Genomic DNA, 24,114 nt, shown 5'->3' with positions numbered 1-24,114 from the left:
TTACTCACCTTGTTTCCGGCTGAGCGTACTGTCCAGCCTTAGATTGTCCAAGATGGCAGCAGCCTCGCCGTTCCAACTGCCCAGTCTGACGAGGGTGCCTTGGCTGGTGGTCACAGTCAGCCACAGCGAAACGCGGCGGGAATAAAGGCTGAGGAAAAGGCCGGCGGTTAAGAGGACAAAACCGATCCCAAGCCAGGGTACGGCTGGATCCCGTTTGATGTATAAACCGGAAAAAGGGATGACTGGTCCAAAACGTACGGAAACCCTGCTGGTCAGGGAGAGCGGTTTTTCCGGCGAGATGGTTCCCTGGCAAAACGGCTGCCCCTGATGATAAACCCAATAGAATATGCGGCCTTGCGGAGTAACGCCTACGGGTTGTATCGCCAGACCGGCCGGTTCATCTACCGTCAGGATATCGCCCTCTTTCAGAAGGGCTTCGCGCCCGGCGGCGCCCGAACTCGTCAGCACCTGCGTCCGGATCCGGTTGCTGTATGACATTTGATAGATTTTTAGACCTTTATAGTTTAGCGGTTCATTCACTTTGACTTTTTGCCGCACCAGCTCATGGCCATTTTGTTCCAGCGATACATCGCTGATCCAATCGGAGAACGTCCCGTCCCGGTAATAACGGGTAATAAAGTTATGCAGCCGGAGGGTAAGGCGGGTATTGCCGGCGGTGTTCAGTTCGTAAATACCGCCCGCCGGCAGGAAGGTATTCACTGTGAACTCATGCTGGCGGCCGTAGGCGGCGCCGCTGATTATGAGCAGCAGTGCTATATGGACGGCAAGTGTTCCCCAGGGCGCCGGCCACCCCTTGACAGCATAGAAGCCGCTTTCCTGCCGTTCTGCCAGAGGCTGCAGCCGGAAACCCTGACTCTTGAGCCGGGATGCGGCAAGGGATAATGTTTTTTTTTCGCCGGTTGGGACCGGTAAACACCGGTAGACGGGACAGGACTCGATTCCACCGGGGGGAAGAAGGGAAACCCCGAAAGGCGCCTTGAACAGCGAGCAGAATTGCCGCCAACTGTTCAGGGCCAGATTCAGGCAGAGCAAGCCGGCCGGCAGACTAAACCAGAGGGTATGATAAAGATGGGGCCGCAGCAGTGCACCGGCAACCGATAATCCAATGAGCAGGAACAGCAAAGCAAAGCCTGTCTCCATTGCCGCAACGGTTCTTAGGCATTTGACTGCGGGCGGAAGAAGTATCTCTTTCATTGCAGTAAGCAGGGACGGGTTTACCAAGCTGGTGCTTCTCCTTTATTTTTACTGTATTTACTAGTATTGCGGAATTCTACAAAATCATGCCCGGGGGAAGACCTGCAAGATTTTTATAATTTTGCAGGAGTTTTTGGCATAGATAAGGTAAGTTATACACCGGAGGTGATCCGTGTGAAAAGTTACCGGAAAGAACTTGTTTTTAATCTGCCAAGCCGGCGGGGGTTCCTGAATATAACGCACTACGTCGAGGTTGCCCTGCAGGAAAGTGGTATCCGGGAAGGATTGGTATTATGTAATGCCATGAATATTACAGCGAGTGTATTTATTAACGATAATGAAAGCGGCTTGCATCATGATTTTGAAGTGTGGCTGGAAAAGCTCGCGCCGGAAAAACCCTATAGCCAGTACCGGCATAATGGCTTTGAAGATAATGCGGATGCGCATTTGAAACGCACTGTTATGGGACGGGAAGTTGTTGTGGCCGTAACCGAGGGGAAACTGGACTTTGGCACCTGGGAACAAATCTTTTACGGCGAATTTGACGGCAAAAGGGATAAACGGGTTTTAATCAAGATCATTGGTGAATAATTACAGGAATAATAAAGTCATGCAGGCCGGACTGCATGACTTTATATTTATAATATGCCGAACGATAACTGTTAATTTAGGATAAATGTTTGGTTTTTTATTGACAAAAAATGATCCGGATTGGTAAAATAGTCAGGTAAACTGAATCGTCTCGTATAGTTTTGGGAATATGGCCCGGAAGTTTCTGTGGGATAAAAACCCTGGCGGAAATTTCGCTCATTTTTTCGCAGCGAAGTTCTATGCCGGGGGTTATTTTTGCTTTAAGCAAGGCTATAAAAGGAGAAAGAGAATGTTCACAATCAAGGATTTAGTTCAGCCGGATACAATGGATGCCGCCTATCGTCTGCTGGTTGACGGGCCGAACAATACCGTATTGGGCGGCTGCGCCTTTTTACGAATCGGTTCGAAGCAAATTGATACGGCGATTGACCTGTCAAAATTGAATCTGGATACCATCCGGGAACAAGCGGACTATATCGAGGTGGGGGCCATGGCAACCTTTCGCATGGTGGAAACCCATCCCGGGCTGCGGCAAAATTTTAATGGACTCTTGCCGAAAGCGGTCGGCAATATTATCGGAGTCCAGTTTCGCAATGTTGTTACCGTAGGGGCTTCGGTTTATGCCAAATACGGATTTTCCGATCTGATCACGGCACTGCTGGCCCTGGATACGGACGTGGAGCTGTATAAAGCAGGCAGAATGCCTCTGGCCGAGTTCCTGGACAGGCCGTACAGCAAAGATATTTTAGTGCGGATTTTCATCAAAAAGGATGGCCGAAGGGCTTCCTATCAACATCTCCGGAATTCGGCCAGTGACTATCCCATTTTGAATGTTGCCGTGGCGCACGGGAATGGCCGCTGGACCGTTGTTGCCGGGGCGCGACCGCTGCGGGCGAAAATCGCCGGACAGGCTTCGGAGCAATTGTCGGCTTCAGCGGGCGCCGGCAGCCCTGATATCGACGGCATCGCGGCAACCGCGGCGGCGGAACTCGATTTCGGCAGCAACCTGCGGGGAACGGGCGAGTACCGGCGGGCTATGTGCCAAGTCCTGGTAAAACGGGCCATTGAAGAGGTGATTGCATGAAAATCGCGGTGGTTATTAATGGAAACGAGGCCATTTGGGAAGTGGAAAAGGACACGTTTTTGGCCGATACGCTGCGGGCTAACGGCCTGCTGAGCGTGAGAAAAGGCTGTGATACGACCTGTTGCGGTCTCTGTACAGTTTGGCTGGACGGAAAGCCGACCCTGTCTTGCAGTGTCCTGTCAATACGGGTTGACGGCAGAGCCGTTACGACCATGGAAGGAGTGCGGCAGGAGGCGGAAGAATTCGCCCGCGTACTGGCGGCGGAAGGAGCGGAACAATGCGGCTTTTGCAGTCCGGGTTTTATCATGACCGTACTGGCAATGAAAAGGGAACTGGATCAGCCGACGGAGGCGGAAATTATACATTATCTGACCGGCAATCTGTGCCGCTGCACCGGCTATATGGGGCAGTTGCGGGCGGTTAAGAAATATTTGGGGGTTGCGTTGGCATGAAATTAGTAGGCAAAGGGGTACCCAAAACAGATGCGCTGGCTATTGCCACCGGCAAGCCTGTCTATACGGAAGACCTGGCGCAGCCGAACGCCCTGGTAGTCAGGATATTGCGCAGTCCGCATGCGTTTGCCCGCATCAAGTCAATCAGCACCGTGGCGGCAGCGGCCTTGACCGGGGTAGAATGCATTCTAACGTATAAGGATGTTCCTACGGTCCGGTTTACCCTGGCCGGCCAATCTTATCCCGAACCGTCACCGTATGACCGGCTGATATTAGATCCCATTGTCCGCTATGTCGGTGATGAAGTTGCCGTGATCGCCGCTGTGGATGAAAAAACGGCGGAACGGGCGAAAAAGTTGATCCAGGTCGAGTATGAGGTTTACCAGCCTGTTTTGGATTTTGAAACGGCGGCGGGAAATCCGACGGTTGTGCATCCGGAAGAGGATGTCCATTGCCATTATGACATCGGCATGCAACGGGAGTTAAACATTGTTTCTTCTCACAAAGTTGAGGTTGGCGATGTGGAAAAAGAGCTGCAGAACTGTGCCGTGAGCGTTGAGGCCACCTATTATACCCAGGCTCAGGCCCATGCCATGATGGAAACGTATCGCGCGTTTACGTACCTGGACCACATGGGGCGGCTGGTCGTAGTCAGTTCGACGCAGATCCCGTTTCATGTCCGGCGGCAACTGGCCCGTGCACTTGAACTGCCGTCCGGCAGGATACGGGTTATCAAACCCCGGATCGGCGGCGGTTTCGGCGGGAAACAGACCGGCGCGGTGGAAGTATTTGCGGCGATGGTCACGTTAAAGACGGGCAAACCGGCCAAACTGGTTTATGACCGGAAAGAGACCTTTCACTGCACGACCAGCCGTCATGCCATGCGGCTGACGGTGAGACTGGGTGCGGATAAAGAGGGATACATCCGGGCTATTGATATCCGGGGGTTATCGGATACCGGGGCCTATGGGGAACATGCGCCGACGGTATTTGCGGTGGTCGGCGATAAGACGCTGCCTCTTTATAACAAAACGAGAGCCGTCCGGTTTATGGGTGACGTAGTCTATACGAATAAAATGCCTGCCGGGGCCTTGCGGGGTTATGGCGCGACCCAGGGAACGTTTGCTTTGGAGTCGGCGGTTAACCGGCTGGCGGCCAAGCTGGGGATGGATCCGGTGGAGATCAGGCTGAAAAACTTGATTAAAGAGGGCGAAACCTGTCTTACTTATCCGGATAAACCCCTGGGAAGTTCCGCGCTGCACCGGTGCATTGAGCGGGGGAAAGATATGATTGGCTGGCAGGAGAAGTACCCGCGTAAATGCGAGGGCAACAAGATAAAGGCCGTGGGAATGGCGGTAACCATGCAAGGTTCCGGCATTGCCGGCGTGGATACGGCTTCCGCCGAGATCCGTCTGAACGATGATGGGAATTTTACCCTGCTGATCGGCGCTACCGACATGGGGACAGGGTGCGACACGATCCTGGCGCAGATGGCAGCCGAGGTTCTGGAAGTTTCCCTGGACGATATTATTGTTCACGCCGCTGATACGGACGTATCGCCTTATGACCCGGGGTCTTACGCTTCCAGTACTACCTATGTGACGGGTATGGCCGTGAAACGGGCCGCCGAAGACTTGCGGCGGCAAATCATGGCGTATGGCGCCTCCGTTTTGGGCCTGGCCGCCGGCGAGGTAGTGTTCGACGGAAAAGAAATTGCCGGCCCCGGCGGAACGAAAACGGTAAGTCTGGTCAGACTGGCCGGAATCTTAGCGTCGGGGGCGGGGAAAAAACAGCTGGCCGCCACTGCCACCTATGGCAGTCCGGTATCGCCGCCGCCCTTTATCGCCGGGTTTGCCGAAGTAGAAGTGGACACCGAAACCGGCAAGGTCGAACTCCTGGATTATGTGGCGGTAGTGGACTGCGGTACCGTGATCAATCCGAAGCTGGCGCAGGTCCAGGTCGAGGGCGGTATTGTCCAGGGAATTGGGCTGGCTTTATATGAAGACGTTAAGTATGACGAACGGGGTAATATGCAGACCCATAATTTCATGCAGTATAAAATCCCCTGCCGGAAGGATGTCGGCCGCATCCGGGTGGCGTTCGAGGAAAGCTATGAGCCCACCGGTCCGTTTGGGGCCAAATCCCTGGGGGAAGTTGTGATCAATACACCGGCGCCGGCCATTGCCCATGCCGTTTACAACGCAGTAGGCGTCCGGGTGGAAACCTTGCCGGTAACGCCGGAAAAGGTATTCAGGCTAATGCAAAATAAACGCTAGCGATTTCCTTATTTCAGCCCCAGACGCTTTAGTTTGCGCCAGAGAGTCGAGCGGCTTATGCCAAGTAACTCGGCGGCCTTGGCATATTTTCCCTTGCATGACGCGAGGGCTTGCCGGATTTGGGCCGCTTCGTCGGGGAGAATGCCGGCGGTCGGCGTGGTTTCGTCCTGGTCCTCCAGCATCCGGCCGATCGCGGCGGCATCTATGGTTTCCTGCTTGTACACGGCGATGACCCGTTCGATGATATTTTGCAATTCCCGGACATTGCCGGGCCAGTTGTATTGAGCCAGCGCCTGAATGGCGGAAGGGGCCAGTTTTAAGTGGCGTTTTATAATGCCGGCCCGTTCCTTTAAAAAGAACTGCGCCAGAACCCGGATATCCTCCCGGCGGTCCCGCAGGGCCGGCGTCCTGAGCTGCAGAACGTTCAGACGGTAGTATAAGTCGGAACGGAATTTGCCTTCCTTAACGAGAGTTTTTAAACTTTTATTGGAAGCGGCAATAATCCGGACATTAACCGGAATGACGCTGTCACTGCCTAACCGCATGACTTTTTTTTCCTGCAGCACGCGTAAAAGTTTGCCCTGGGTGGCATACTCCATTTCGCTGATCTCGTCCAGAAAGATCGTTCCGTTATGAGCCAATTCAAATAAGCCTGATTTTCCTTTTTGATTAGCGCCGGTAAAGGCACCGCCCACATAGCCGAACAGTTCGCTTTCCAGTATCTGGCTGGGGAGGGCGGCACAGTTAATTGCCACAAACGGACCCTGGCGGCGGTCGCTGTAGTTATGGATGCTTTGGGCAAACACCTCTTTGCCCGTACCTGTCTCGCCGAGGATTAAAATCGAGAAATGGGTTAAGGCGAATTCTTTTGCATTTTCGATGGTTTGTTTTAATACCGCACTGGTGCCGAGAATATCCTCAAAATGAAAGTTGGCTACATGGCCGGAAGCATAAATGCGGCGCCGTACCCGGGCCTCCATCTGCTGGATCTGGGTTACGTCCTGAAAAGTGACAACCGCCCCCACAGCCTGACCGTTTACGGCAATCACCACTTTGTTGCAAAGAACATCAACCCCGTTAATTTTGAGAATATGCCCCAGGTCATCCTGGCCGGTGTGCATGACCCGTTCCAGGTTGAGCGCCGGCCAGATCTGGGTGATTTTCCGGCCCATGGCTTTTGTGCCGTTCATTCCGGTAATCCGCTCGGCAATGGGATTGAAAAAGGTAATGCGGCCGCTTTTATCGACGGAGATGATTCCTTCATAGGCGTAATCAAGGACCGCCCGGAACAGGGTGGTCTTTGTTTTTTCCAGATTCCGCGCATGGGCAATCCGTTTCGCTTCCTGGGCCGCCTGCAAAATACCTTCTTCGCCGCTGTCGATTAATTCAAAGGGTAAATTGTGTTTTTGCGCGGCTTGGGCCGTTATAAAACCGCCGACGACTACATCGGCACCGTCCCGGAAAGCCTGCAGGACCTGGTTTTCGGCTTCCGATTCGGCCTGAATGGGATACAAACGGATGTCCACGCCTAAAATGGCATTCAAACAATCAATTCCATTCAGGATTGCCGGGAAAGAAACGGCGCCGATGCAACATCCGTGCTGTTTGGCCTTTTCGACGGTACGGATGATATCAAACCCGGTGATGGAAATTTCGACCACCGTGGCCTCAAGACCGGCAGCCCTTATAGCTGACGCGGTTCCGCCACGGGTAATAATAATTTCCGTGCCCTGGGCTACCAGCGAGGAAGCGACGGTAACCCCTTCGCTGAGTAATCCTTTTTCAATGTGTATATCGGTATGCCGGGCCTTAAATAACTGCTGGGCCCTGGCCAGCATGCTCATATCGGGCGCTAAAAAAGTAATAAGCGACATTTTGGGCCTCCTGTGCAACGATTTGCAACGTTTTGCTTCAATTATAGAACACTGGCGGCGAGTATTGCAAGAATGTAGTTATAGAGAGTAACGGTGTTTGAAACGTTTTGAAATGATAATAGAACAAAGTGAGACATTATTTAACCGGGCGGTTACCCTGGTCTGATTTAGTTGCTTGAATTGCTTGGAAATCTAATGTTGGCACGTTTTTTGCTTCGTATAGTAATATGGACGTAAACAGGACTCTGGTAATGGAGGAGAAAATGAAGATGTCAAAACAAGAATATGCCTTTAAGTATGGCGACGGAAAAGTAAAGTTTAGTTTGAATTCGGCGCAGGTGGCGGGAGAACTGAAGATTAAAGCCTGTCCCGTGTTGGCAGAACCGGAGCAGGCCATCCTGCAGGCAATCCGGAACCCGATTGACAGTCTGCCCTTACGGGAGATTGTAAAACCCGGGGAAACGGTCGCCTTTATTGTCAACGATCCGACCCGGGTTGCAAACAGTCATGTTTTTATGCCCATCCTTTTGGATGAGCTCAACGCTGCCGGCATTCCGGATGAGGACATGTTTATTATTTTCGCGTTAGGAACTCACCGGGCGATGACCAAAGAGGAAATGGTCAAAGAAGTCGGCCCGGCCGTCGCGGCGCGGGTCCGGATGTATAATAACGATACCCGGGATCAGAGCCAGTTCCAGTTTTTTGGCACCACTTCCCGCGGTACGCCGGTGTGGTTTAACAAGCTGGTGGCTGAGGCCGACCATATTGTCTGTACCGGCAGCGTGGTGCACCATTTCTTCTCCGGCTTCGGCGGCGGCCGGAAAGCCATGCTACCCGGGGTAGCTTACTATGAAACGATTCGCAAGAACCACAGTATGATGTTCGAGCCCGGCGCCGTAATCGGCAGGCTCGAAGGCAATCCCGTCTATCATGACCAGGTGGAAGGGGTGCAGATGTGCCGGCCTTCGTTCTTGCTCAACGTAGTGCTGAATGAGAAAAAAGAGTTTTTGAAAGTATTCGCCGGCGATTTTGTTACGGCCCACAAAGAAGCGTGCCAATTTGTCGATGACGTATACGGCGTGGAAATCGGCAGCCGGGCCGACCTGGTTATTGCTACCTGCAGCGGCTATCCGAAAGATATTAACGTTTATCAGTTGCAGAAGACGATGGACAATGCCTGGTGTGCGGTCAAAGACGGCGGGGTAGTGATCATTTTGGGCGAGTGCCGCGAGGGCTCGGGTTCAGCCGTATACGAAAAAACAATGCAGGAGAACAATTCGCCGGAAAAAGTGGAAGCCGCCTTACGGGCCGATTTCCAAATCGGCGGGCATAAAGCGTATGCCGTAACCCGGCTGATGAAGCGGGCGGAGTTTATCCTGGTATCTTCCCTGGACCCGGCTTTGGCCCGGACCTTGTTGTTCACGCCGGCCAAGGATATGGGAGAAGCGCTGCAATTAGCCTTTGCCAAGCTGGGTTCCGGGGCCAGCATCCTGTTAATGCCGCAGGGCAGTTTGACCGTGCCGCGGTTAACATCTAAGTAAGAATCACGGAAGGGAGACGTTGTATTATGCATGCCATTGAAAAAATTCTGGCCAAAAAGGCGGGCAGGGAATCGGTTGTTACCGGTGAAATTGTAAACTGCGCCGTGGATCTTGCCGGAATTAACGATCTATATCTGCAAACAGTGCGTTCCTTTTTTGAAATGGGCGGTACCAAAGTGCATGACCCCAACAAAGTGATTATGTTTTTGGACCATTACGCGCCGGCTTCGACGATTATCCAGGCGGATAATCAGCGGCAGTTCCGGGAATTTTGCCGGAACCAGGGCATTGATTTGCTCATGGAGATCAACGAGGGAGTTTGCCATCAGGTTCTGGCGGACCACGGGCTGTCCTATCCGGGAGAATTGCTGGTGGTTACCGATTCGCACACCACCACCCACGGCGCTTTTGGCGCCTTTGGCACCGGGGTCGGCGCAACGGATTTGGCCACAATCCTGATTACGGGCAAGTTGTGGTTCCGGGTGCCGGAAGTGATCCGCATCAATTTTGAAGGTAAACTGCCCAAGGGTGTTTATGCCAAAGACATTATTCTGCATGCTATCGGGGCGCTGGGAGCCGATTACGCGGTCTATAAAGCCGTGGAATTCGCCGGTTCCACCATTAGCCAATTAAGCGTGTCCGAGCGGATGGCTTTATGCAACATGAGCACCGAGATGGGGGCCAAAACCAGTTATATTCAGCCCGATGAAATTACTATGAGTTTTGTCAAAGAGAAAGTAAGCCGGGAGTATGAAATTTTTACGACCGACCCGGGATACCGCTATGCGGCGGAACATACCTTTGACGTGTCCCATTTAAAACCGCAGTTGGCGGCGCCTTCCAGCGTGGATAATGTCGCGGCGGTTACCCAATTCATCGGCCGGGCGGTTGACCAAGCCTATCTTGGTTCCTGTACGGGCGGCCGGGTACAGGATTTAGCCGTGGCGGCGCAGATTTTAGCGGGCAAAAAGATTCATCCCCGGACCCGTTTGGTGGTGGTACCTGCATCCAAGGCCGTTTTTTTGGAAGCCATGGCCAAAGGATATATTCAGACGCTGGTAGAAGCGGGCGCTACGTTTGTGACTCCGGGCTGTGCGGCCTGCCTGGGAACCCATCAGGGAATGCTTGCGGCCGGTGAAACCTGTATCACTTCTACCAACCGGAACTTTCCCGGACGGATGGGGCACACCAAAGGGGAGATTTTTCTCGGCTCGCCGGCGGCCGTTGCGGCTGCCGCGCTGGAGGGTAAAATCGTCGACCCTTCCCAATACATTGACTAAGGAGTGTTGTGCCATGGAAAAGACAGTCAGAGGAAGCGCCTTTGTTTTTGCTGAAAATATTGATACCGACCAAATTTATCCGGGCCGGTTCGTAGAGTTAACCGATGTGGAAGATGTCGCGAAACATGCCATGGAGGGAGCCGATCCCAGCTTTGTCAAGGAATTTAAAAAAGGCGACATCATTGTAGCCAGTACTAATTTTGGCTGCGGCTCCAGCCGGGAGCACGCGGCGATTACCTTAAAAGCCGTGGGTGTCGGCGCCATTCTGGCGGAATCGTTTGCCCGTATTTTCTACCGGAATGCAATTAATCTGGGAATTCCGGCCATTGTCTGTCCCGGCATAAGCAAGCTGGTGAGCAAAGGGGATGTCCTGCGCGTCGACATCGAAACCGGCAAGGTCACCAATGAAACCACCGGCGCCGTGGCCCAGGCCCAGCCCATGTCGGACTATGTAATGAATATCCTGGCCAGCGGCGGGATCAAACCGATGATCCGACAGCAGTTGGGACTCGCCCGGTAAGCAAAAAAGGAAAGAACAAAGCCTTCCTGGCGATTCATTTTGCCTGGAAGGCTTTATTGCATTGACGGGTGAATTTTGAGCAGGGGAGTATGGAAGGAATTTGGCCAATTTTAGAGAAATATGGTTTGGTAGCCGATGAAAGTATAGTTGCGGTATACCTTGAAAAAGAACAAACGTCATAATTTTAGGTAATAAATAATATTAATTATAAATAAAAGTGAAAGAAGTGATTCCGATGCAAACAAAGATAACCAAAAAATGTGCTACCCTTTTTTTCGCCGTTCTTTTCCTCATGAGCCCGGCGTTGGCCTTTGCTCAGAGCGGCTATGTCGATTACCTGGCTGTTTGGAGTAAAAATGCTGATGTTCAGGCGGCGAACGCAAAGTATAAAGACGATATGGCACAGGCAGTGGCCGCGAGTAAAGCTGCTCAGGCACCAGGATTGAGTGACGCAGACAAAACAGACAAACAGTTTCAGGCTTACAAGCTTGTGCTGGAAGCCAACAAGAGTCACAGTTTGGCCTATGCCGCAGCGAAAAAGAAGATTCTGGCGGCAATAGAGAAAGTCCGGCAGGATAAAAATTTTGATATGATTATAAACAAAGCCTTTGTTCTTGCCGGTGGTATTGACGTGACGGCCGATGTTATGACAGAGCTTGGCGAGAAATAATTATTAGAGCCGAGCAAATCCCTGAATTTTTTAAAGCAGCCGGGTTGGCTGCTTTTATTATTACTTCTTCCCGTAGGTTGTATCAAGCCCTGTCTCCCTGACACTTTCGATGCCGCTCATCCTCCGGGGTGGGTGGCTTTTAGTTTTTAAAGATAAATTGAGTTTACCCCGTTTAAAAAAGAACCTGAAACGAATGTATATAAGTGAAGACCGATATACAGGGAAAAACTGGAATGCTACGTCCTTGTTATTTCGGTTTAAATATTATTTTGAGGGAAGGTTGTGTTTAGATGAGTAGAACGGTTTTTTGTCCGGAGGAAGTTATAGTTATATCAAATGGCAAGGCGGACATCGGCAAAATAGTCGAGCTGGGTAATGATGGAAAATTTGATCCAAGCGTGATTCCTGTAATTGATGATTTGCAAACTGAGATTACAGCGGAAGTTACTGCGCGAAAAGAAGCAGACGAGCAACTACAAGCTAATGTTGATGCGGAAGCACTGGCGAGAACGAATGCGGATGCCAAACTGCAAAGTAACATGGATGCGGAAGCCAGTGCAAGAACTAGTGCAGATAGTGATCTGCAGGCTCAAATTACTAAAGAGGTTACTACACGAACTGATGGCGATACGGCTTTACAGTCTAATATTGATGCAGAAGCAGCAACCCGCGCTAGTGCCGACAAAGACTTGCAGGCGCAGATCGATATATTAAAAGGGGAAAACGCCTTTTCGAATGTACTGGTAAATGGGACAACCATTGAAGCGGCCAGTGCAACGGATACTATCGAATTGGCAGCAGGGACCAATATTGCTTTGAATGCGGATGGAGCGAACAAAAAAGTCACAATTGCGGTAGACGGCAAGGTTGCAAGTGCAGCGGAGGCGGATACGGCTGCGGAGTGTTCCGGCAATGCATCGACCGCGACAAAACTGGCTGCGGCAAGAACTATTAATGGGGTATCCTTTGACGGGTCCGCAGATATTACGATTACTCAGGTGAACGGGAAAAGTATTGCAACGATTGATCAAATACCAAATAGTTTGGCGGCAGGAGCCATTCAATATTTTGCAAGGGAAACAGCACCGGATGGCTGGCTAAAAGCTGACGGGTCGGCTGTTTCAAGAACCCAGTATGCTGATTTGTTTGCAGCAGTGGGTACTATGTTTGGGGCAGGTGACGGAAGTACAACATTCAACCTACCGGATCTTCGTGGTGAGTTTATACGTGGTTTTGATGATGGTCGTGGAGTTGATAGTAATCGAATACTGGGAAGTTCCCAAAGTGATGCAACAAAGACCCACTATCATCAAATTGAATCAAATTACAATGATTATTATGCTGGGACAGGTAACGGTGGACCATTTAGACTTACGGGTAATGATGGCGATACATCAGTTGACGGCCATGCTGATTTCTATACTAATACAGAAAATTCAACTGGTGGCACCGAAACCCGTCCTCGCAACATGGCTTTACTAGCTTGCATTAAATATTAGGATAGGTTGGTCCGCTCCAGATTCAGCCCTTGCCGTAAGGTGAGGGCTTATTATTTTCTGCAAAAGAGGCTGTTTAAGAAAGCGCATCTGTCATTTTTTTGTTGCAAATTTGGTATAAGCTTTAAAAAGAAATATTTTTCCATATATAGGTATTCATTTTGTCTCAGGAGAAATATCTTCTATAAAAAGATACCCCAAGAAGAGTTAGACTGTTTGAAAGTGCAATCCATTATCCGCATCGAAAAGGAGAGGAGACTGATAACTATGCCTATGCGTAAGTATCTATTAAAAAAGGATTCCCTGGATTTACGAGATTACATTTTTTGTTCAGCCCAATATCAGCTTGCCGAGCATTTACCGGCCCAGGTAGATTTACGAGCTGAATGCAGCCCGATTGTTGATCAGGGAAAACTCGGTTCCTGTACGGCAAATGCCATTGCATCCGGTTTGCGGGAATATCTGGAATTAAAAGCCAGACAGTCTTTGACGACATTATCCAGGTTGTTTCTTTATTATGAAGAACGTAGCCTGGAAGGGACAATCAGCGAAGACTCCGGAGCAGAAATCAGGGACGGCATGAAGGTTTTAAAACAAATCGGCGTATGTCCGGAGGCAGACTGGCCGTACGATATTTCCACCTTTACGAATCCGCCGACCGACAAGGATATTGCCGACGCTGCCAGGTACAAAATTGGCGAGTATCACCGTATTACTTCACTTGCCCATTTAAAAGCGGCTCTGGCCGAAGGATTGCCGGTAGTTATCGGTATTGATGTTTATGAATCGTTTGAGAGTGAAGAAGTGGCCCGGACGGGGATTGTTCCGATTCCGGATACCGATAAGGAACAATTCCTTGGCGGTCATGCTGTCCTTGTTGTTGGTTATGATAATAAAAGAGATATGCTTATTGTGCGGAATTCCTGGGGCAGTTCCTGGGGAGACAAGGGCTATTTCTATTTGCCTTATGGTTTCTACAATAAAGGACTTGTATCCGATTGCTGGACTAGTCGGGGTTAACAAGGAAAAACAAAGCCTTTCAGGCAATTCATTTTGCCTGGAAGGCTTTGTTGCATTTGTTGGTAAACGGCCTCTTGTGATTCTAACTGAGCAATCCTTTTCGCAAAATAACAAGCTGCAAGTGCAATGTATTGCCACTATATTCTGACGATTGTTGTAATTGTTCTATAGATAGGAAGACAGTAGAATGAAGTTAGACAATATTTATTATAAGGAGTTAACTAGATGGTTCTTAACGCGCGCAGACAAGAACTAATTAAACTTCTTGAATCAACCATTCATAATCATCCAATTACAATTGAAAAGTTAGCCAATATTTTGGGCGTTGGTCCTCGTACTATTCGTTATGATTTGGATATTATAGAGGATGAACTGAAAAAGAAAAGTTTTAAGTTACATAGAAAGGCCAATAAAGGTATTTGGGTAGAAGTTGTTGATTACAATTTAGTGAAGAATTTATTGCCAAATAAATTACAAGAATCTTCATATTATGCATTATCAAAAGAAGAACGCTGTAATGCAATTGTTGTGCATATTCTGGACAACCAGGAACCAGTTTCAATAGAGTATTTGGCTAATAAACTTATTGTTAGTCGCAGTACTTTAGTTGCTGATTTGGACAGTGTGAGAAGCTTTCTTGAAAAATACCACTTGTTGCTTTGTTCCAAAAGAGGTCTAGGATTATGGAGTGAAGGAGACGAGAAATCAATACGAAAAATTCTGGTAGATATTTTTTCCACCCGCATTTATGGTTTTGGGGCTACGAATATTCGCGAAAACTATATTTTTGAAACTGAGTTATTTCACGAATATACACGCGAACTACCAGTAAAAGAAATTGCTAATACTTTTATTAACATTATTGAGAAAAATAACCTGCCATATAATGACTTTTCCATCAACTATATGGTGCTTTCTTTAATAGTGCAGTTAAAAAGACTTAATAATGGAAAGTATATAGCCAATTTAAGCAACATTAACATTGCTGGTTGCAACAGTAATTTACTTCATAGATTGTCAACTCTGATAGCTGTAGAACTTTCCTCATATAATGAACATTTTCAGGATGATTTTGAAATTTCTTTTATTACCTTCCAACTGTTAAACAGTAAAATATCAATTGTTTCAGATTTGGGAGGAAATGGAGAAAACGAGACGAAGCTTTGGGCTTTAAATTTAACGGAGACTTTTGTGAAGAACTGTCAGACATGGTTGGGAGATATATATCTTGATGATGAGGAATTGATTAATGGTTTAGTTTTACATTTGCAGCCCGTAGTGCAGCGGGCCAAATATGGGATTAAACTGAACAACCCAATGTTGCCGCAAATAAGGGAGAAATATCCGGAACTATTTATGATTGCATTAAATGCTGTTAAAGAGATTGAACAAGAACTTGGAACTGAGCTTTTGGATGATGAAATTGGTTATCTCGCTATTCATTTAGGCGCGGCTATTGAGAGAAAAAAAGTGGGGTTACCCAAAAGGCTGAATGTCATATTAGTTTGCGCTAATGGTATTGGCACGGTCAAACTACTAACAATTACAATCAAAAACCGCATGCCCTATTTAAACATCAAAAAAGTAGTGTCGGTATATGAGTTAAAGCAGCAAGACTTAAGCGACATTGATCTTGTTATTAGCACAATTCCCTTAGAAATTAAAGATATAGCGATACTGCATATTCCCCCCATACTTACAGATATGGAGATTCAGGTAATTGAGAAACAGATACAATATTTTTATGATAAGAAGTTTGTGCCTATTGATAAATCAGGGTCGAAAAAAGATATGCTGACATTGAAAGATGTACTACTGCCAGAAACAGTGGATTTAGATGCAAGAGTTGGTAGTTGGGAAGAAGCAATTCAGACGGCTGGTAAGTTGCTGATGGATACCGGGTCTGTGGAAGCTTGTTACATAGATAGAATGATAAACGGTGTAAAGCAAATCGGTCCATATATTGTGGTTGCACCAGGAATAGCAATGCCACATGCACGTCCGGAAGATGGAGTGAAAAGAATATGTCTAAGTCTGGTACGATTAAGTGACCCAATTTCTTTTGGTAATTTTAAATACGATCCGGTCGATTTAGTCTTAGCATTTGGTGTAATCGATGCAGATGCGCATTTTCGTATATTTACCGAACTGTGGGAAATTATGAGCGATTCACGGGCTGTAGAGGTATTACGTACTTGCAAAGATAAGGCGGAAATATTTGCTTTACTAGACCGCTATTTCGCAAAATAAATGATAATTTTGGATTGTCATTCTCTTAAATTATTACAGGCCAGATAAATAATAGTAGAAATACTTAAACAATTTACCAAGGGGTGTTGAGTTATGCTAAAAAGTTGGTTAACTGAGAAAACAATAAAGGTAAAAATAGAAGTGACGGACTGGGAAGATGCCATAAGAAAAGGAGGCGAGTTATTAGAAAAAGACGATTCTATTGAGAGTAGATACATTGACGCAATGATAGATTCTGTTAAAGAAATAGGACCCTATATTGTTCTTGCTCCGGGTATTGCAATGCCGCATGCAAGACCTGAAGCAGGGGCAAAAAAAATTGGAATCAGTTTGTTGACGCTTAAAGAAGCAGTTAACTTTGGTAATAAGGAACATGATCCTGTATCGATAGTTGTTTGTCTTTGCGCTATTGATCATTCAACACATTTAACAGCAATGACTGAGCTTGTTAAAATTTTAGGTGATGATGAAAAGGTAAAAAAAATAAAAGCGGCTGAAAACTCAAGGGAGGTGATAGAGTTATTTCGAAAGTGAGAAAAATCAAATTTATTAAAGGGGGAGGAAACCAGATTGATTAAGATTTTTACAGTATGCCCACAGGGATTAGGCAGCAGTATGATTGCGAAAATTAATGTTAGAGGCGTGCTTGACAAGTTTAAGATTGATGGCCAAGTTGAAACTGCCGGACTGGCTTCCATTATTGGTGAAAGTTACGATTTTATCGTAACGGTTGAAGAGTTAAAGGATTCTTTTAAAAATGTTGATCCTAACAAAATTATATTTATTAAAAATTTTTTCAAAAAGGATGACATTGAAGAAAAATTATTAGAAAAAATAAATGAACTGAAAAAAAATAGGGGGGAAATATAAAATGCTAATGAAGTTCATTGAATTCTTCGTTTTGCAATTATTATCCCAGCCCGCTATATTATTAGGTTTAGTGGCATTAATAGGGCTAATTATACAGAAAAGATCAATTGATCAGATTATTATGGGTTCACTAAAGACAACCATAGGGGTTGTTATCATTGGGGCAGGAGCCGGTGTTATTAGTGGTTCTCTTATTCCTCTTGGTGAAATATTAAATGTCGGGTTTTCTATAAAAGGAGTAATGCCAACAAACGAAGCGGTATTACCCTTCGCCATAAAGAATTTTGGTTCCATGGGTGCGCTTGTTATGGTTGGTGGGTTTATAATCAATATAATTTTAGCCAGAGTTACCAAATTTAAGTTCGTCTATCTTACCGGGCACATAATGTTTTATGTTTCACTTTTTGTTACGGCAATTTATGTATCAATTGCTCATTTAAGCGGAATCCCGCTATTTGTGGTAGGGTCTATAACCATGGGGTTATATTTTACCCTAATGCCGGCGCTTCTAAATCCATATACAAGTAAAATCTCTGGCGGTGAAAATTTTACAGTTGGGCATACAGGAGATGTAGGTTATTGGTTTTCTGCCTGGATTGGTAAATATGTTGGAAATCCGGAAAATAGTGCGGAAAAATTTAAGCTCCCTAAAAGTTTAAGTTTTTTTAGAGACTCAACTGCCAGTATGGCGGTAACTATGGTGATAATTTTCTTAGTTGCTGTAGTGGCGGCAGGTATGTCATACGTGGAAGCAAATGTAAGTAAAGGAACCAATGCTATCATATTTGCTGTAATGCAAGGATTGCTTTTTGCCGGTGGGGTGACTGTGGTACTAGCGGGAGTTCGGATGATGTTATCAGAAATTATACCTGCATTTTCGGGAATATCTGAAAAGCTTATTCCCGGAGCAATCCCGGCTATTGATTGTCCTGTTTTGTTTCCGTATGCACCAACAGCTTTGATTTTTGGATTTATCTCTATGTTCGTTGGCATGACAATAGGAATGTTTGTACAGATGGGCCTAGGAGCACTGTATATTATATTGCCTGGTATTGTTCCGGCATTTTTTGCAGGAGGAACTGCCGGCATATTCGGTAATAGCACTGGAGGATGGAAAGGAGCTATCGTTGGGCCATTTATTGTAGGTATCATTCTTACGGTAGGAACCGGTTACCTTATTCCGAGTACGGGGGCGCTTGCAACAACGGGAAGTACTTTTGGCGATCCATTTTATGCAACCGTAGGGCTTGGTTTTGCAAAACTAGTCACAGCATTAACTTCTCTTGGTCTGTAACCATAGACTATTTTTCTTTAATGAAATAGGGAAACAAGCAAGCGGATGGGTAGCCCCATCCGCTGTGCTTAGTGAGAGATTTATATATAGGGGATAGTAAAATGGATCTATTAGAGTTTCGCAAAATTACGCAACAAATTAGAGTAAACATTATTGAAATGGTAGCGGCGGCAGGGACTGGACATCCGGGTGGATCGCTATCCATAGTGGACATATTAACCGTATTGTATTTTGATAAAATGAGACTTCGCGTTGAGGAACCTAAGTGGGAGGAGCGGGACAGGTTTATACTATCAAAGGGCCACGCGGCACCCGGACTCTATGCCGTTCTTGCTGAAAGAGGATTTTTCCCCAAGAAGACGTTAATGACTCTTAGAAAATTCAACTCCATTCTTCAGGGACATCCGGATATGAAAAACACACCTGGTGTAGACATGTCCAGCGGCTCACTGGGACAAGGGTTGTCAGTTGCGAATGGAATGGCGTTGTCCGGTAAGTTAGATGCAAAAGACTATAGAGTATACGTAATGGTTGGAGATGGTGAAATTCAGGAAGGTCAAATATGGGAAGCCATAATGACTGCAGCTCATTATAAACTAGATAATGTAACGATGTTTGTCGATCATAATGGCTTGCAAATCAATGGTCCCAATGACCGGGTTATGGGAATCAAACCAATTAAGGAAAAGCTGTTGGCTTTTGGTTGGTATGTTATGGAAATTGATGGCCATACTATGCAAGAAATAAGTGAGGCAATCGATAAAGCTAAAATGTTAAAGGGTAAACCCACAGCGATTATTGCTAAAACTGTAAAGGGCAAAGGTGTGTCATTTATGGAAAATCAAGTGGATTGGCACGGCGTTGCGCCCAATCAAGAACAGAAGCATCAAGCTATAGCAGAATTGGAGGGGACTCTTTAATCTATGAGTATTACAATGAGAGATGCATTTGGACAGGCTTTAACAGAGTTGCATAATGATCCCAGAATCATTGTGCTTGATGCCGACTTAGGCAAAGCTACAAGAGCAATAAATTTTAAAAAAGTTTGCCCGGAACGTTTTCTTGATATGGGAATTGCTGAGCAGGACATGATTGGGACAGCCGCAGGGTTGGCTATTTGCGGTAAAATTCCCTTTGCTACGACTTTTGCCGTTTTTGCTACGGGCCGGGCTTTTGAGCAAATAAGAAATTCCGTGGCATACCCGAAGTTAAACGTAAAAATTGCGGCAACTCATGCAGGCATAACCGTAGGTTATGATGGCGGCAGCCATCAATCTGTAGTAGATATTGCATTAATGAGAAGTCTTCCGAACATGGTAATATTACAGCCTGCAGACGCGATAGAAACTAAACAGGCAATTTATGCATCTATTGAATATTATGGACCAGTATATATTCGGCTAAGCAGAATTGCAACTCCTGTAATACATGACCCAAATTATAAGTTTAAGATTGGAAAGGCCGAAGTATTGCGTAAAGGCAAAGATGTGGCGATTATTGCTACCGGCATTATGGTTTCTAAAGCACTTGAAGCTGCCGATAAACTGCAGGCTGAAGGGATAAAGGCAACGGTTGTAAATGTTCCTACCATTAAGCCTCTTGATAGAGAAGTAATTATCAAGGTGGCCCAGGAAACCGGTAAAGTAGTAACCGCTGAAGAACACAGCGTTATTGGGGGCTTGGGGTCTGCTGTCTGTGAAGTGTTGGCGGAGGAAATGCCGACAAAAACCAAAATGCTTGGTATTCAGGATCGCTTTGGTTGTTCAGGAAGCCCGGATGAGCTTCTAAAGCATTTTAAATTAACTGTTGAAGATATTGTTAATGCGGCAAAGTATTAATGAAACGGAAAAACAAAGCCTTTCAGGCAATTCATTTTGCCTGGAAGGCTTTGCTGCATTTGATTGTCATTTTTTGAGCAAGGAAGTATGCTATTCGTTTTTTTCGCTATGGTTAAACATAAAAATTATGAATTTTTATGGAATTATCGGGAGGGGGTTGTGCTTTTTTTCTCACCACAAATTGCCATTAGAATTCAAAAGAGAGTGTCGTACCACCGGTAAAGCAAAAAAGCGAGGGGATCGACGACAGTTTATATTTTACTTAAAGGCCAGATATTACAAGGATTGGTGCTTTGCCGTATACTAGACAGGATCATGCCGTTTGCAAGTGTCATTTTTCTGTAAATCCCATAATCCCTTGAATTTACTGGCTTTTTTTACTTGAAAATGGGTGTATAGCTTACCTATAAGGAATTGAAACATCGAAGTATGGATGCTGCCGATTCGCGCTGAGTTGTGTATAGCCTACCTATAAGGAATTGAAACAATCATTTACAGGTGCTGAGGGAATTGGCCCAATTAGATGTATAGTGAAAAGATACCTAAAGATAGCGGAGTCAAGTGGCGGTCGAACCGGGGTGAAAGCGGTAAAATAAAAAGCAGCCGGCTAAGGCTGCTTTTTAAAAGGCTTGCTGCCATATAGATCAAGATGATCTTTTAGCGCTGATTGTAAGATCTGCGAGAAATTAACTTTCTTCTTTTCTGCTGTATCATTAGACAGATTAAGATTTGATTAATTCAAGCCCAACCCTGACTTTTCTTGAACGGAGAAATTGCCGGCGGCGGTCTGCTTGCATGGCTTTTTGTGAAAAAAACGGGTTCCTTTTATAATTTTCTTTAGAAAGTTAAAGCTAACCAGAGGAGGAGCCGGCGATGAATAAGCAGAAAATCAAAAGGTTGACCGTCGAGTACGGAGGGCAGTGGTCGTATCAGCACGTTCAGCGGGTACTGAATTTAATCAGGTTACTGGGGGAAGGAATGAATTACGATGCAGAGGCCGTTTGGTATGCGGCGTATCTTCATGATTGGGGGGCTTTCCCGCAATTTAACCCGGACAGGGTAGAGTTAGGCCATGAAATCAGGTCGCGGCAAGTGGCGGAGACCATGCTGGCCGGGATGGAGCTGCCTGACCGCAGCAAAAAGATCATTTTGGAAGCCATTGAGAACCATGATTACCGGTCGGACAACCGCAGCCAGTTTATGGAGGCGGCCTTATTGCGGGACGCCGACTTTTTGGATTTTCTCGGTTTTATCGGCATTGCCAGGGAATTTGCCAGGGGACCGAAGGATATGAAAGAGTGCTGCAAACAGGCTGTCGCCAGGAGAGACGGGGTGCTGAATAAACTGACCCTGCCCAGGGCGAAAGAAATGGCGGCAGTGAGGCTTGCCGAGATGAATGATTTTCTGGAACGGCTTAAGCAGGAGAGCTTTGGCTATTTATAGTTTATTTGAAATGGTCTACGGACAAGCAGAGACGGTAATTGCCGAATTCAATGATCTCATCCAGCAATTGGTTTAATTGCATCTGTGAAGACAGCTTGGCTTTCAGCCAATAGCAGCCGTCGCCGCTAATCCGGTGGGCTTCGCATATCTCTGCTTTACCATGGATAAAAGCCCGGAAATCCGTATGGCGGCCCGATTTTAGGAAGATGGTCAGCAAGGCGACTTGCTCGATTCCCAGCAAACTGTCATCCAGAATGGCTTTATATTCCTTTATGACTCCCAGGTCCTCCAGGCGGTGAACCCGGTCCGCCACAGCCTGGCCGGTAAGATGAACGGCGGCGCCAATCTCTTTCCAGGGCATGCGTCCGTTTTCTTGAAGGATTTGCAGGATTTTTACATCCGTTAGGTCTAAGTCAATCATGGAAACGCTCCTTTCGCGCCTGCGGGCCAAGTCTATAAAGAATATTCAACACCGGCAAGGGGGACCCTTTGCCCGTAAATTTTTGATTGGCGCAATCCGATTAGAAAAAAAGCATATAATAGAGGAGCCGCCTTGGTCAGTCCGGGCGGCTCCTCTAAAATTTTTTCCCCAAGAAGGACATATCCCCGGAAGGGGAGAAGAAAAGTTGAAATAGTTTATGTTGCGCATCAATTTCTCAAAGGGGATTATTATGCGGTTCTTCTATCGGTATGCCAGAAAACAGCGGCTGCTTATCGGCGCCGGCGTTCTGTCGGTGACGCTGGAAGCCCTGTGCGACCTTTTGCAGCCAACGATTATGGCGAAAATCATCGACGTGGGGGTGGCCGCCCGGCAGATGGATTATATAATCCGGTTGGGCGGTCTGATGTTGTTCATTACGGCAGTGGGAGCCATAGCGGCTTCGGCCAGAAACGTTATATCAAGCCGGGTTTCCCAACGGTTTGGGATGGAACTGCGGTTCGACTTGTATAAAAAAATCCAGTCCTTTTCTTTCCGCAATCTTGACACCCTGGACCGGGCCTCTTTGGTAACCCGGCTGACCAATGACGTGAATCAGGTGCAACTGCTGGTAAACGGGATGATGCGGATTTCTCTAAAGGCGCCGCTGCTGTGCCTGGGGAGTCTGATTATGGCCACGTATCTCAATCCGCAGCTGGCGCTGGTATTGGTGGCGGTCGTGCCGCTGATCGCAATCATCATTGTATTGAATATGAAAATCGGCTTGCCGTTTTTTGTCAAAGTCCAAACCGCTCTGGATAAGGTCAACGGCGTTATGCGCGAATATTTAGCTGGCGTCCGGGTCGTCAAGGCTTTTAACCGGTTTGATTATGAGACAGTGAAATTCAATGCGGCCAATGAAATGCTGCAGATTCATTCTACTGCGGCCATGCGGGTCATGTCCGCCTTTAGTCCCGGAATTTCCCTGACCGTTAATTCCGGTATTGTAGTTGTGCTTTGGCTGGGAGGGCTATGGGTCAGTCAGGGCCGGCTGCAGGTGGGACATATTATTGCCTTTATTAATTATATGACACAAATTTTGTTTTCCCTGATGATCATCTTTATGGTCTTTAATATGCTGGTGCGGGCCAGGGCCTCGGCCGGACGGATTTTGGAAGTATTCCGGCAGGAAAATCCGGTGACCTGGGAGGAATCGGCAAAAATTCCCGACGGGCAAAAAGGAAGAGTGGATTTTGAAAATGTGTGTTTGGCCTATGACGGGACCGGGGGAGAGCGCATTCTCAAAAATATCAATCTAACTTGCCTGCCCGGGGAAACAGTGGGGATTATTGGTTCCACCGGCTCCGGTAAAAGCAGTCTGGTAAATTTGATCCCTCGCTTTTATGAGGCAACTTCCGGCGTTATCAAGGTGGGCGGGGTGGAGGTTTCCCGGTTACAGCCGCAGATTCTGCGGAAAAAAATCGCCGTGGTACCGCAAAAGACGGTACTGTTTACCGGCACTGTCGCCGACAATATTCGCTGGGGCAAAGAGGATGCCACCCGGACGGAAGTGGAAGCGGCAGCCCGGATGGCCGAGGCCCATGCCTTTATTTTGTCACTTCCCGCAGGGTATCAAACCAAGCTGGAGCAGGGCGGCGTCAATTTATCGGGTGGCCAGAAGCAGCGGGTCGCTATTGCCCGGGCGCTGGTGAGAAAGCCGGACATTTTGATTCTCGATGATTGTACCAGCGCCGTGGATGCCGTCACGGAGGCCAGGATTCGGGAAGCTTTAAAAAAATATGCGTCCCGGCTTACCTGCCTCCTTGTTACCCAGCGGATTACGTCGGTAATCAATGCCGATAAGATTGTTGTCCTGGACAAGGGGGAAATCGTTGGCTGCGGCAACCATGAGGCGCTAATGAAAGATTGCGGGGTCTACCGGGCAATCTTTCAATCACAGCTGGGCAGGGAGATCGAATAAT

The 24,114-nt window shown here is 47.3% G+C and carries 21 protein-coding genes; 18 read left to right on the top strand and 3 right to left on the bottom strand.

Features of this window, described 5'->3' with window-relative positions; genetic code table 11:
- A complete protein-coding gene (locus LUCIF_RS24855; RefSeq protein ID WP_165866162.1) occupies positions 1 to 1,215 on the bottom strand; it encodes a cytochrome c biogenesis ResB family protein in 1,215 nt (404 codons plus the stop codon).
- Between the two features lie 174 nt (positions 1,216 to 1,389).
- Here LUCIF_RS24855 and LUCIF_RS24850 point away from each other — a divergent pair, with 174 nt between their 5' ends.
- The 4 genes from LUCIF_RS24850 to LUCIF_RS24835 all read left to right on the top strand — a co-directional run bounded on the left by LUCIF_RS24850 (position 1,390) and on the right by LUCIF_RS24835 (position 5,618).
- Positions 1,390 to 1,806: a secondary thiamine-phosphate synthase enzyme YjbQ gene (locus LUCIF_RS24850; protein ID WP_122630541.1), complete on the top strand. Its 417-nt coding sequence runs from the start codon at positions 1,390 to 1,392 to the stop codon at positions 1,804 to 1,806.
- A 289-nt stretch (positions 1,807 to 2,095) separates the two neighbouring features.
- Positions 2,096 to 2,890: an FAD binding domain-containing protein gene (locus LUCIF_RS24845; protein WP_122630539.1), complete on the top strand. Its 795-nt coding sequence runs from the start codon at positions 2,096 to 2,098 to the stop codon at positions 2,888 to 2,890.
- Positions 2,887 to 3,342: a (2Fe-2S)-binding protein gene (locus tag LUCIF_RS24840; protein WP_122630538.1), complete on the top strand. Its 456-nt coding sequence runs from the start codon at positions 2,887 to 2,889 to the stop codon at positions 3,340 to 3,342. The genes LUCIF_RS24845 and LUCIF_RS24840 overlap by 4 nt, the downstream gene beginning before the upstream one ends.
- Positions 3,339 to 5,618 (top strand): xanthine dehydrogenase family protein molybdopterin-binding subunit, encoded by a 2,280-nt coding sequence (locus LUCIF_RS24835; RefSeq protein ID WP_122630536.1) that lies wholly within the window; start codon positions 3,339 to 3,341, stop codon positions 5,616 to 5,618. Before LUCIF_RS24840 ends, LUCIF_RS24835 begins: the two co-directional genes overlap by 4 nt.
- Positions 5,619 to 5,626: 8 nt before the next feature.
- On the opposite strand, the gene LUCIF_RS24830 is transcribed toward LUCIF_RS24835, so the two are convergent.
- Positions 5,627 to 7,492: a sigma 54-interacting transcriptional regulator gene (locus LUCIF_RS24830; protein WP_122630535.1), complete on the bottom strand. Its 1,866-nt coding sequence runs from the start codon at positions 7,490 to 7,492 to the stop codon at positions 5,627 to 5,629.
- A gap of 269 nt (positions 7,493 to 7,761) precedes the next feature.
- Between LUCIF_RS24830 and LUCIF_RS24825 the strand changes: the two genes are divergently transcribed.
- From LUCIF_RS24825 to LUCIF_RS24765, 13 genes are all read left to right on the top strand, one after another.
- Positions 7,762 to 9,033, top strand: a complete 1,272-nt coding sequence (locus LUCIF_RS24825; RefSeq protein ID WP_122630533.1) for a nickel-dependent lactate racemase family protein — start codon at positions 7,762 to 7,764, stop codon at positions 9,031 to 9,033.
- A gap of 26 nt (positions 9,034 to 9,059) precedes the next feature.
- Positions 9,060 to 10,313: a 3-isopropylmalate dehydratase large subunit gene (locus LUCIF_RS24820; protein ID WP_122630531.1), complete on the top strand. Its 1,254-nt coding sequence runs from the start codon at positions 9,060 to 9,062 to the stop codon at positions 10,311 to 10,313.
- Between the two features lie 13 nt (positions 10,314 to 10,326).
- On the top strand, positions 10,327 to 10,833 hold the full coding sequence (locus tag LUCIF_RS24815; protein ID WP_122630529.1) for a 3-isopropylmalate dehydratase small subunit: 507 nt from the start codon (positions 10,327 to 10,329) through the stop codon (positions 10,831 to 10,833).
- A 217-nt stretch (positions 10,834 to 11,050) separates the two neighbouring features.
- Positions 11,051 to 11,503, top strand: a complete 453-nt coding sequence (locus tag LUCIF_RS24810; protein ID WP_165866161.1) for an OmpH family outer membrane protein — start codon at positions 11,051 to 11,053, stop codon at positions 11,501 to 11,503.
- Between the two features lie 290 nt (positions 11,504 to 11,793).
- Positions 11,794 to 13,002 carry a tail fiber protein gene (locus LUCIF_RS24805; RefSeq protein WP_122630526.1) on the top strand — a complete coding sequence of 403 codons (1,209 nt, stop codon included), beginning with the start codon at positions 11,794 to 11,796 and terminating at the stop codon, positions 13,000 to 13,002.
- 264 nt (positions 13,003 to 13,266) lie between these two features.
- Positions 13,267 to 14,019 (top strand): C1 family peptidase, encoded by a 753-nt coding sequence (locus LUCIF_RS24800; RefSeq protein WP_122630524.1) that lies wholly within the window; start codon positions 13,267 to 13,269, stop codon positions 14,017 to 14,019.
- A 225-nt stretch (positions 14,020 to 14,244) separates the two neighbouring features.
- Positions 14,245 to 16,269, top strand: coding sequence for a BglG family transcription antiterminator (locus LUCIF_RS24795; protein WP_122630522.1), 2,025 nt, complete (start codon positions 14,245 to 14,247; stop codon positions 16,267 to 16,269).
- A 93-nt stretch (positions 16,270 to 16,362) separates the two neighbouring features.
- Positions 16,363 to 16,803 carry a PTS sugar transporter subunit IIA gene (locus LUCIF_RS24790; RefSeq protein ID WP_122630520.1) on the top strand — a complete coding sequence of 147 codons (441 nt, stop codon included), beginning with the start codon at positions 16,363 to 16,365 and terminating at the stop codon, positions 16,801 to 16,803.
- A gap of 36 nt (positions 16,804 to 16,839) precedes the next feature.
- Positions 16,840 to 17,139, top strand: a complete 300-nt coding sequence (locus LUCIF_RS24785) for a PTS sugar transporter subunit IIB (RefSeq protein WP_122630518.1) — start codon at positions 16,840 to 16,842, stop codon at positions 17,137 to 17,139.
- Between the two features lies 1 nt (position 17,140).
- On the top strand, positions 17,141 to 18,433 hold the full coding sequence (gene ulaA / locus LUCIF_RS24780) for a PTS ascorbate transporter subunit IIC (protein WP_122630516.1): 1,293 nt from the start codon (positions 17,141 to 17,143) through the stop codon (positions 18,431 to 18,433).
- A 101-nt stretch (positions 18,434 to 18,534) separates the two neighbouring features.
- Positions 18,535 to 19,353, top strand: coding sequence for a transketolase (locus tag LUCIF_RS24775; RefSeq protein ID WP_122630514.1), 819 nt, complete (start codon positions 18,535 to 18,537; stop codon positions 19,351 to 19,353).
- A 3-nt stretch (positions 19,354 to 19,356) separates the two neighbouring features.
- Entirely contained in the window at positions 19,357 to 20,271 is a 915-nt protein-coding gene (locus tag LUCIF_RS24770) for a transketolase family protein (protein WP_122630513.1), read from the top strand.
- A gap of 873 nt (positions 20,272 to 21,144) precedes the next feature.
- On the top strand, positions 21,145 to 21,714 hold the full coding sequence (locus LUCIF_RS24765; protein ID WP_122630511.1) for an HD domain-containing protein: 570 nt from the start codon (positions 21,145 to 21,147) through the stop codon (positions 21,712 to 21,714).
- Between the two features lies 1 nt (position 21,715).
- On the opposite strand, the gene LUCIF_RS24760 is transcribed toward LUCIF_RS24765, so the two are convergent.
- The gene (locus tag LUCIF_RS24760) at positions 21,716 to 22,135 is read right to left on the bottom strand and encodes an Lrp/AsnC family transcriptional regulator (RefSeq protein WP_122630510.1); all 420 of its coding nucleotides are present in this window, start codon (positions 22,133 to 22,135) and stop codon (positions 21,716 to 21,718) included.
- A gap of 250 nt (positions 22,136 to 22,385) precedes the next feature.
- On the opposite strand from LUCIF_RS24760, the gene LUCIF_RS24750 reads away from it, so the two are divergent.
- On the top strand, positions 22,386 to 24,113 hold the full coding sequence (locus LUCIF_RS24750; RefSeq protein WP_122630506.1) for an ABC transporter ATP-binding protein: 1,728 nt from the start codon (positions 22,386 to 22,388) through the stop codon (positions 24,111 to 24,113).
- The last annotated feature ends 1 nt before the right edge of the window (position 24,114 follow it).

Origin of the sequence: Allolucifera butyrica, assembly GCF_900476375.1 — a bacterium.
GTDB classification, from domain to species: domain Bacteria; phylum Bacillota; class Negativicutes; order Sporomusales; family UPPP01; genus Lucifera; species Lucifera butyrica.
Note: the sequence above shows the minus strand (reverse complement) of the source record. Positions and strands in the feature narration are given on the sequence as shown.

Excerpts from the sequence above, each read along its gene's own strand:
- LUCIF_RS24805 (WP_122630526.1), top strand. The coding sequence starts at position 11,794 with ATGAGTAGAACGGTTTTTTGTCCGGAGGAAGTTATAGTTATATCAAAT.
- LUCIF_RS24750 (WP_122630506.1), top strand. The coding sequence starts at position 22,386 with ATGCGGTTCTTCTATCGGTATGCCAGAAAACAGCGGCTGCTTATCGGC.
- LUCIF_RS24855 (WP_165866162.1), bottom strand. The coding sequence starts at position 1,215 with ATGAAAGAGATACTTCTTCCGCCCGCAGTCAAATGCCTAAGAACCGTT.
- ulaA (WP_122630516.1), top strand. The coding sequence starts at position 17,141 with ATGCTAATGAAGTTCATTGAATTCTTCGTTTTGCAATTATTATCCCAG.
- LUCIF_RS24820 (WP_122630531.1), top strand. The coding sequence starts at position 9,060 with ATGCATGCCATTGAAAAAATTCTGGCCAAAAAGGCGGGCAGGGAATCG.
- LUCIF_RS24840 (WP_122630538.1), top strand. The coding sequence starts at position 2,887 with ATGAAAATCGCGGTGGTTATTAATGGAAACGAGGCCATTTGGGAAGTG.
- LUCIF_RS24795 (WP_122630522.1), top strand. The coding sequence starts at position 14,245 with ATGGTTCTTAACGCGCGCAGACAAGAACTAATTAAACTTCTTGAATCA.
- LUCIF_RS24830 (WP_122630535.1), bottom strand. The coding sequence starts at position 7,492 with ATGTCGCTTATTACTTTTTTAGCGCCCGATATGAGCATGCTGGCCAGG.
- LUCIF_RS24770 (WP_122630513.1), top strand. The coding sequence starts at position 19,357 with ATGAGTATTACAATGAGAGATGCATTTGGACAGGCTTTAACAGAGTTG.
- LUCIF_RS24775 (WP_122630514.1), top strand. The coding sequence starts at position 18,535 with ATGGATCTATTAGAGTTTCGCAAAATTACGCAACAAATTAGAGTAAAC.
- LUCIF_RS24825 (WP_122630533.1), top strand. The coding sequence starts at position 7,762 with ATGTCAAAACAAGAATATGCCTTTAAGTATGGCGACGGAAAAGTAAAG.
- LUCIF_RS24760 (WP_122630510.1), bottom strand. The coding sequence starts at position 22,135 with ATGATTGACTTAGACCTAACGGATGTAAAAATCCTGCAAATCCTTCAA.
- LUCIF_RS24765 (WP_122630511.1), top strand. The coding sequence starts at position 21,145 with ATGAATAAGCAGAAAATCAAAAGGTTGACCGTCGAGTACGGAGGGCAG.
- LUCIF_RS24790 (WP_122630520.1), top strand. The coding sequence starts at position 16,363 with ATGCTAAAAAGTTGGTTAACTGAGAAAACAATAAAGGTAAAAATAGAA.
- LUCIF_RS24815 (WP_122630529.1), top strand. The coding sequence starts at position 10,327 with ATGGAAAAGACAGTCAGAGGAAGCGCCTTTGTTTTTGCTGAAAATATT.
- LUCIF_RS24835 (WP_122630536.1), top strand. The coding sequence starts at position 3,339 with ATGAAATTAGTAGGCAAAGGGGTACCCAAAACAGATGCGCTGGCTATT.
- LUCIF_RS24845 (WP_122630539.1), top strand. The coding sequence starts at position 2,096 with ATGTTCACAATCAAGGATTTAGTTCAGCCGGATACAATGGATGCCGCC.
- LUCIF_RS24800 (WP_122630524.1), top strand. The coding sequence starts at position 13,267 with ATGCCTATGCGTAAGTATCTATTAAAAAAGGATTCCCTGGATTTACGA.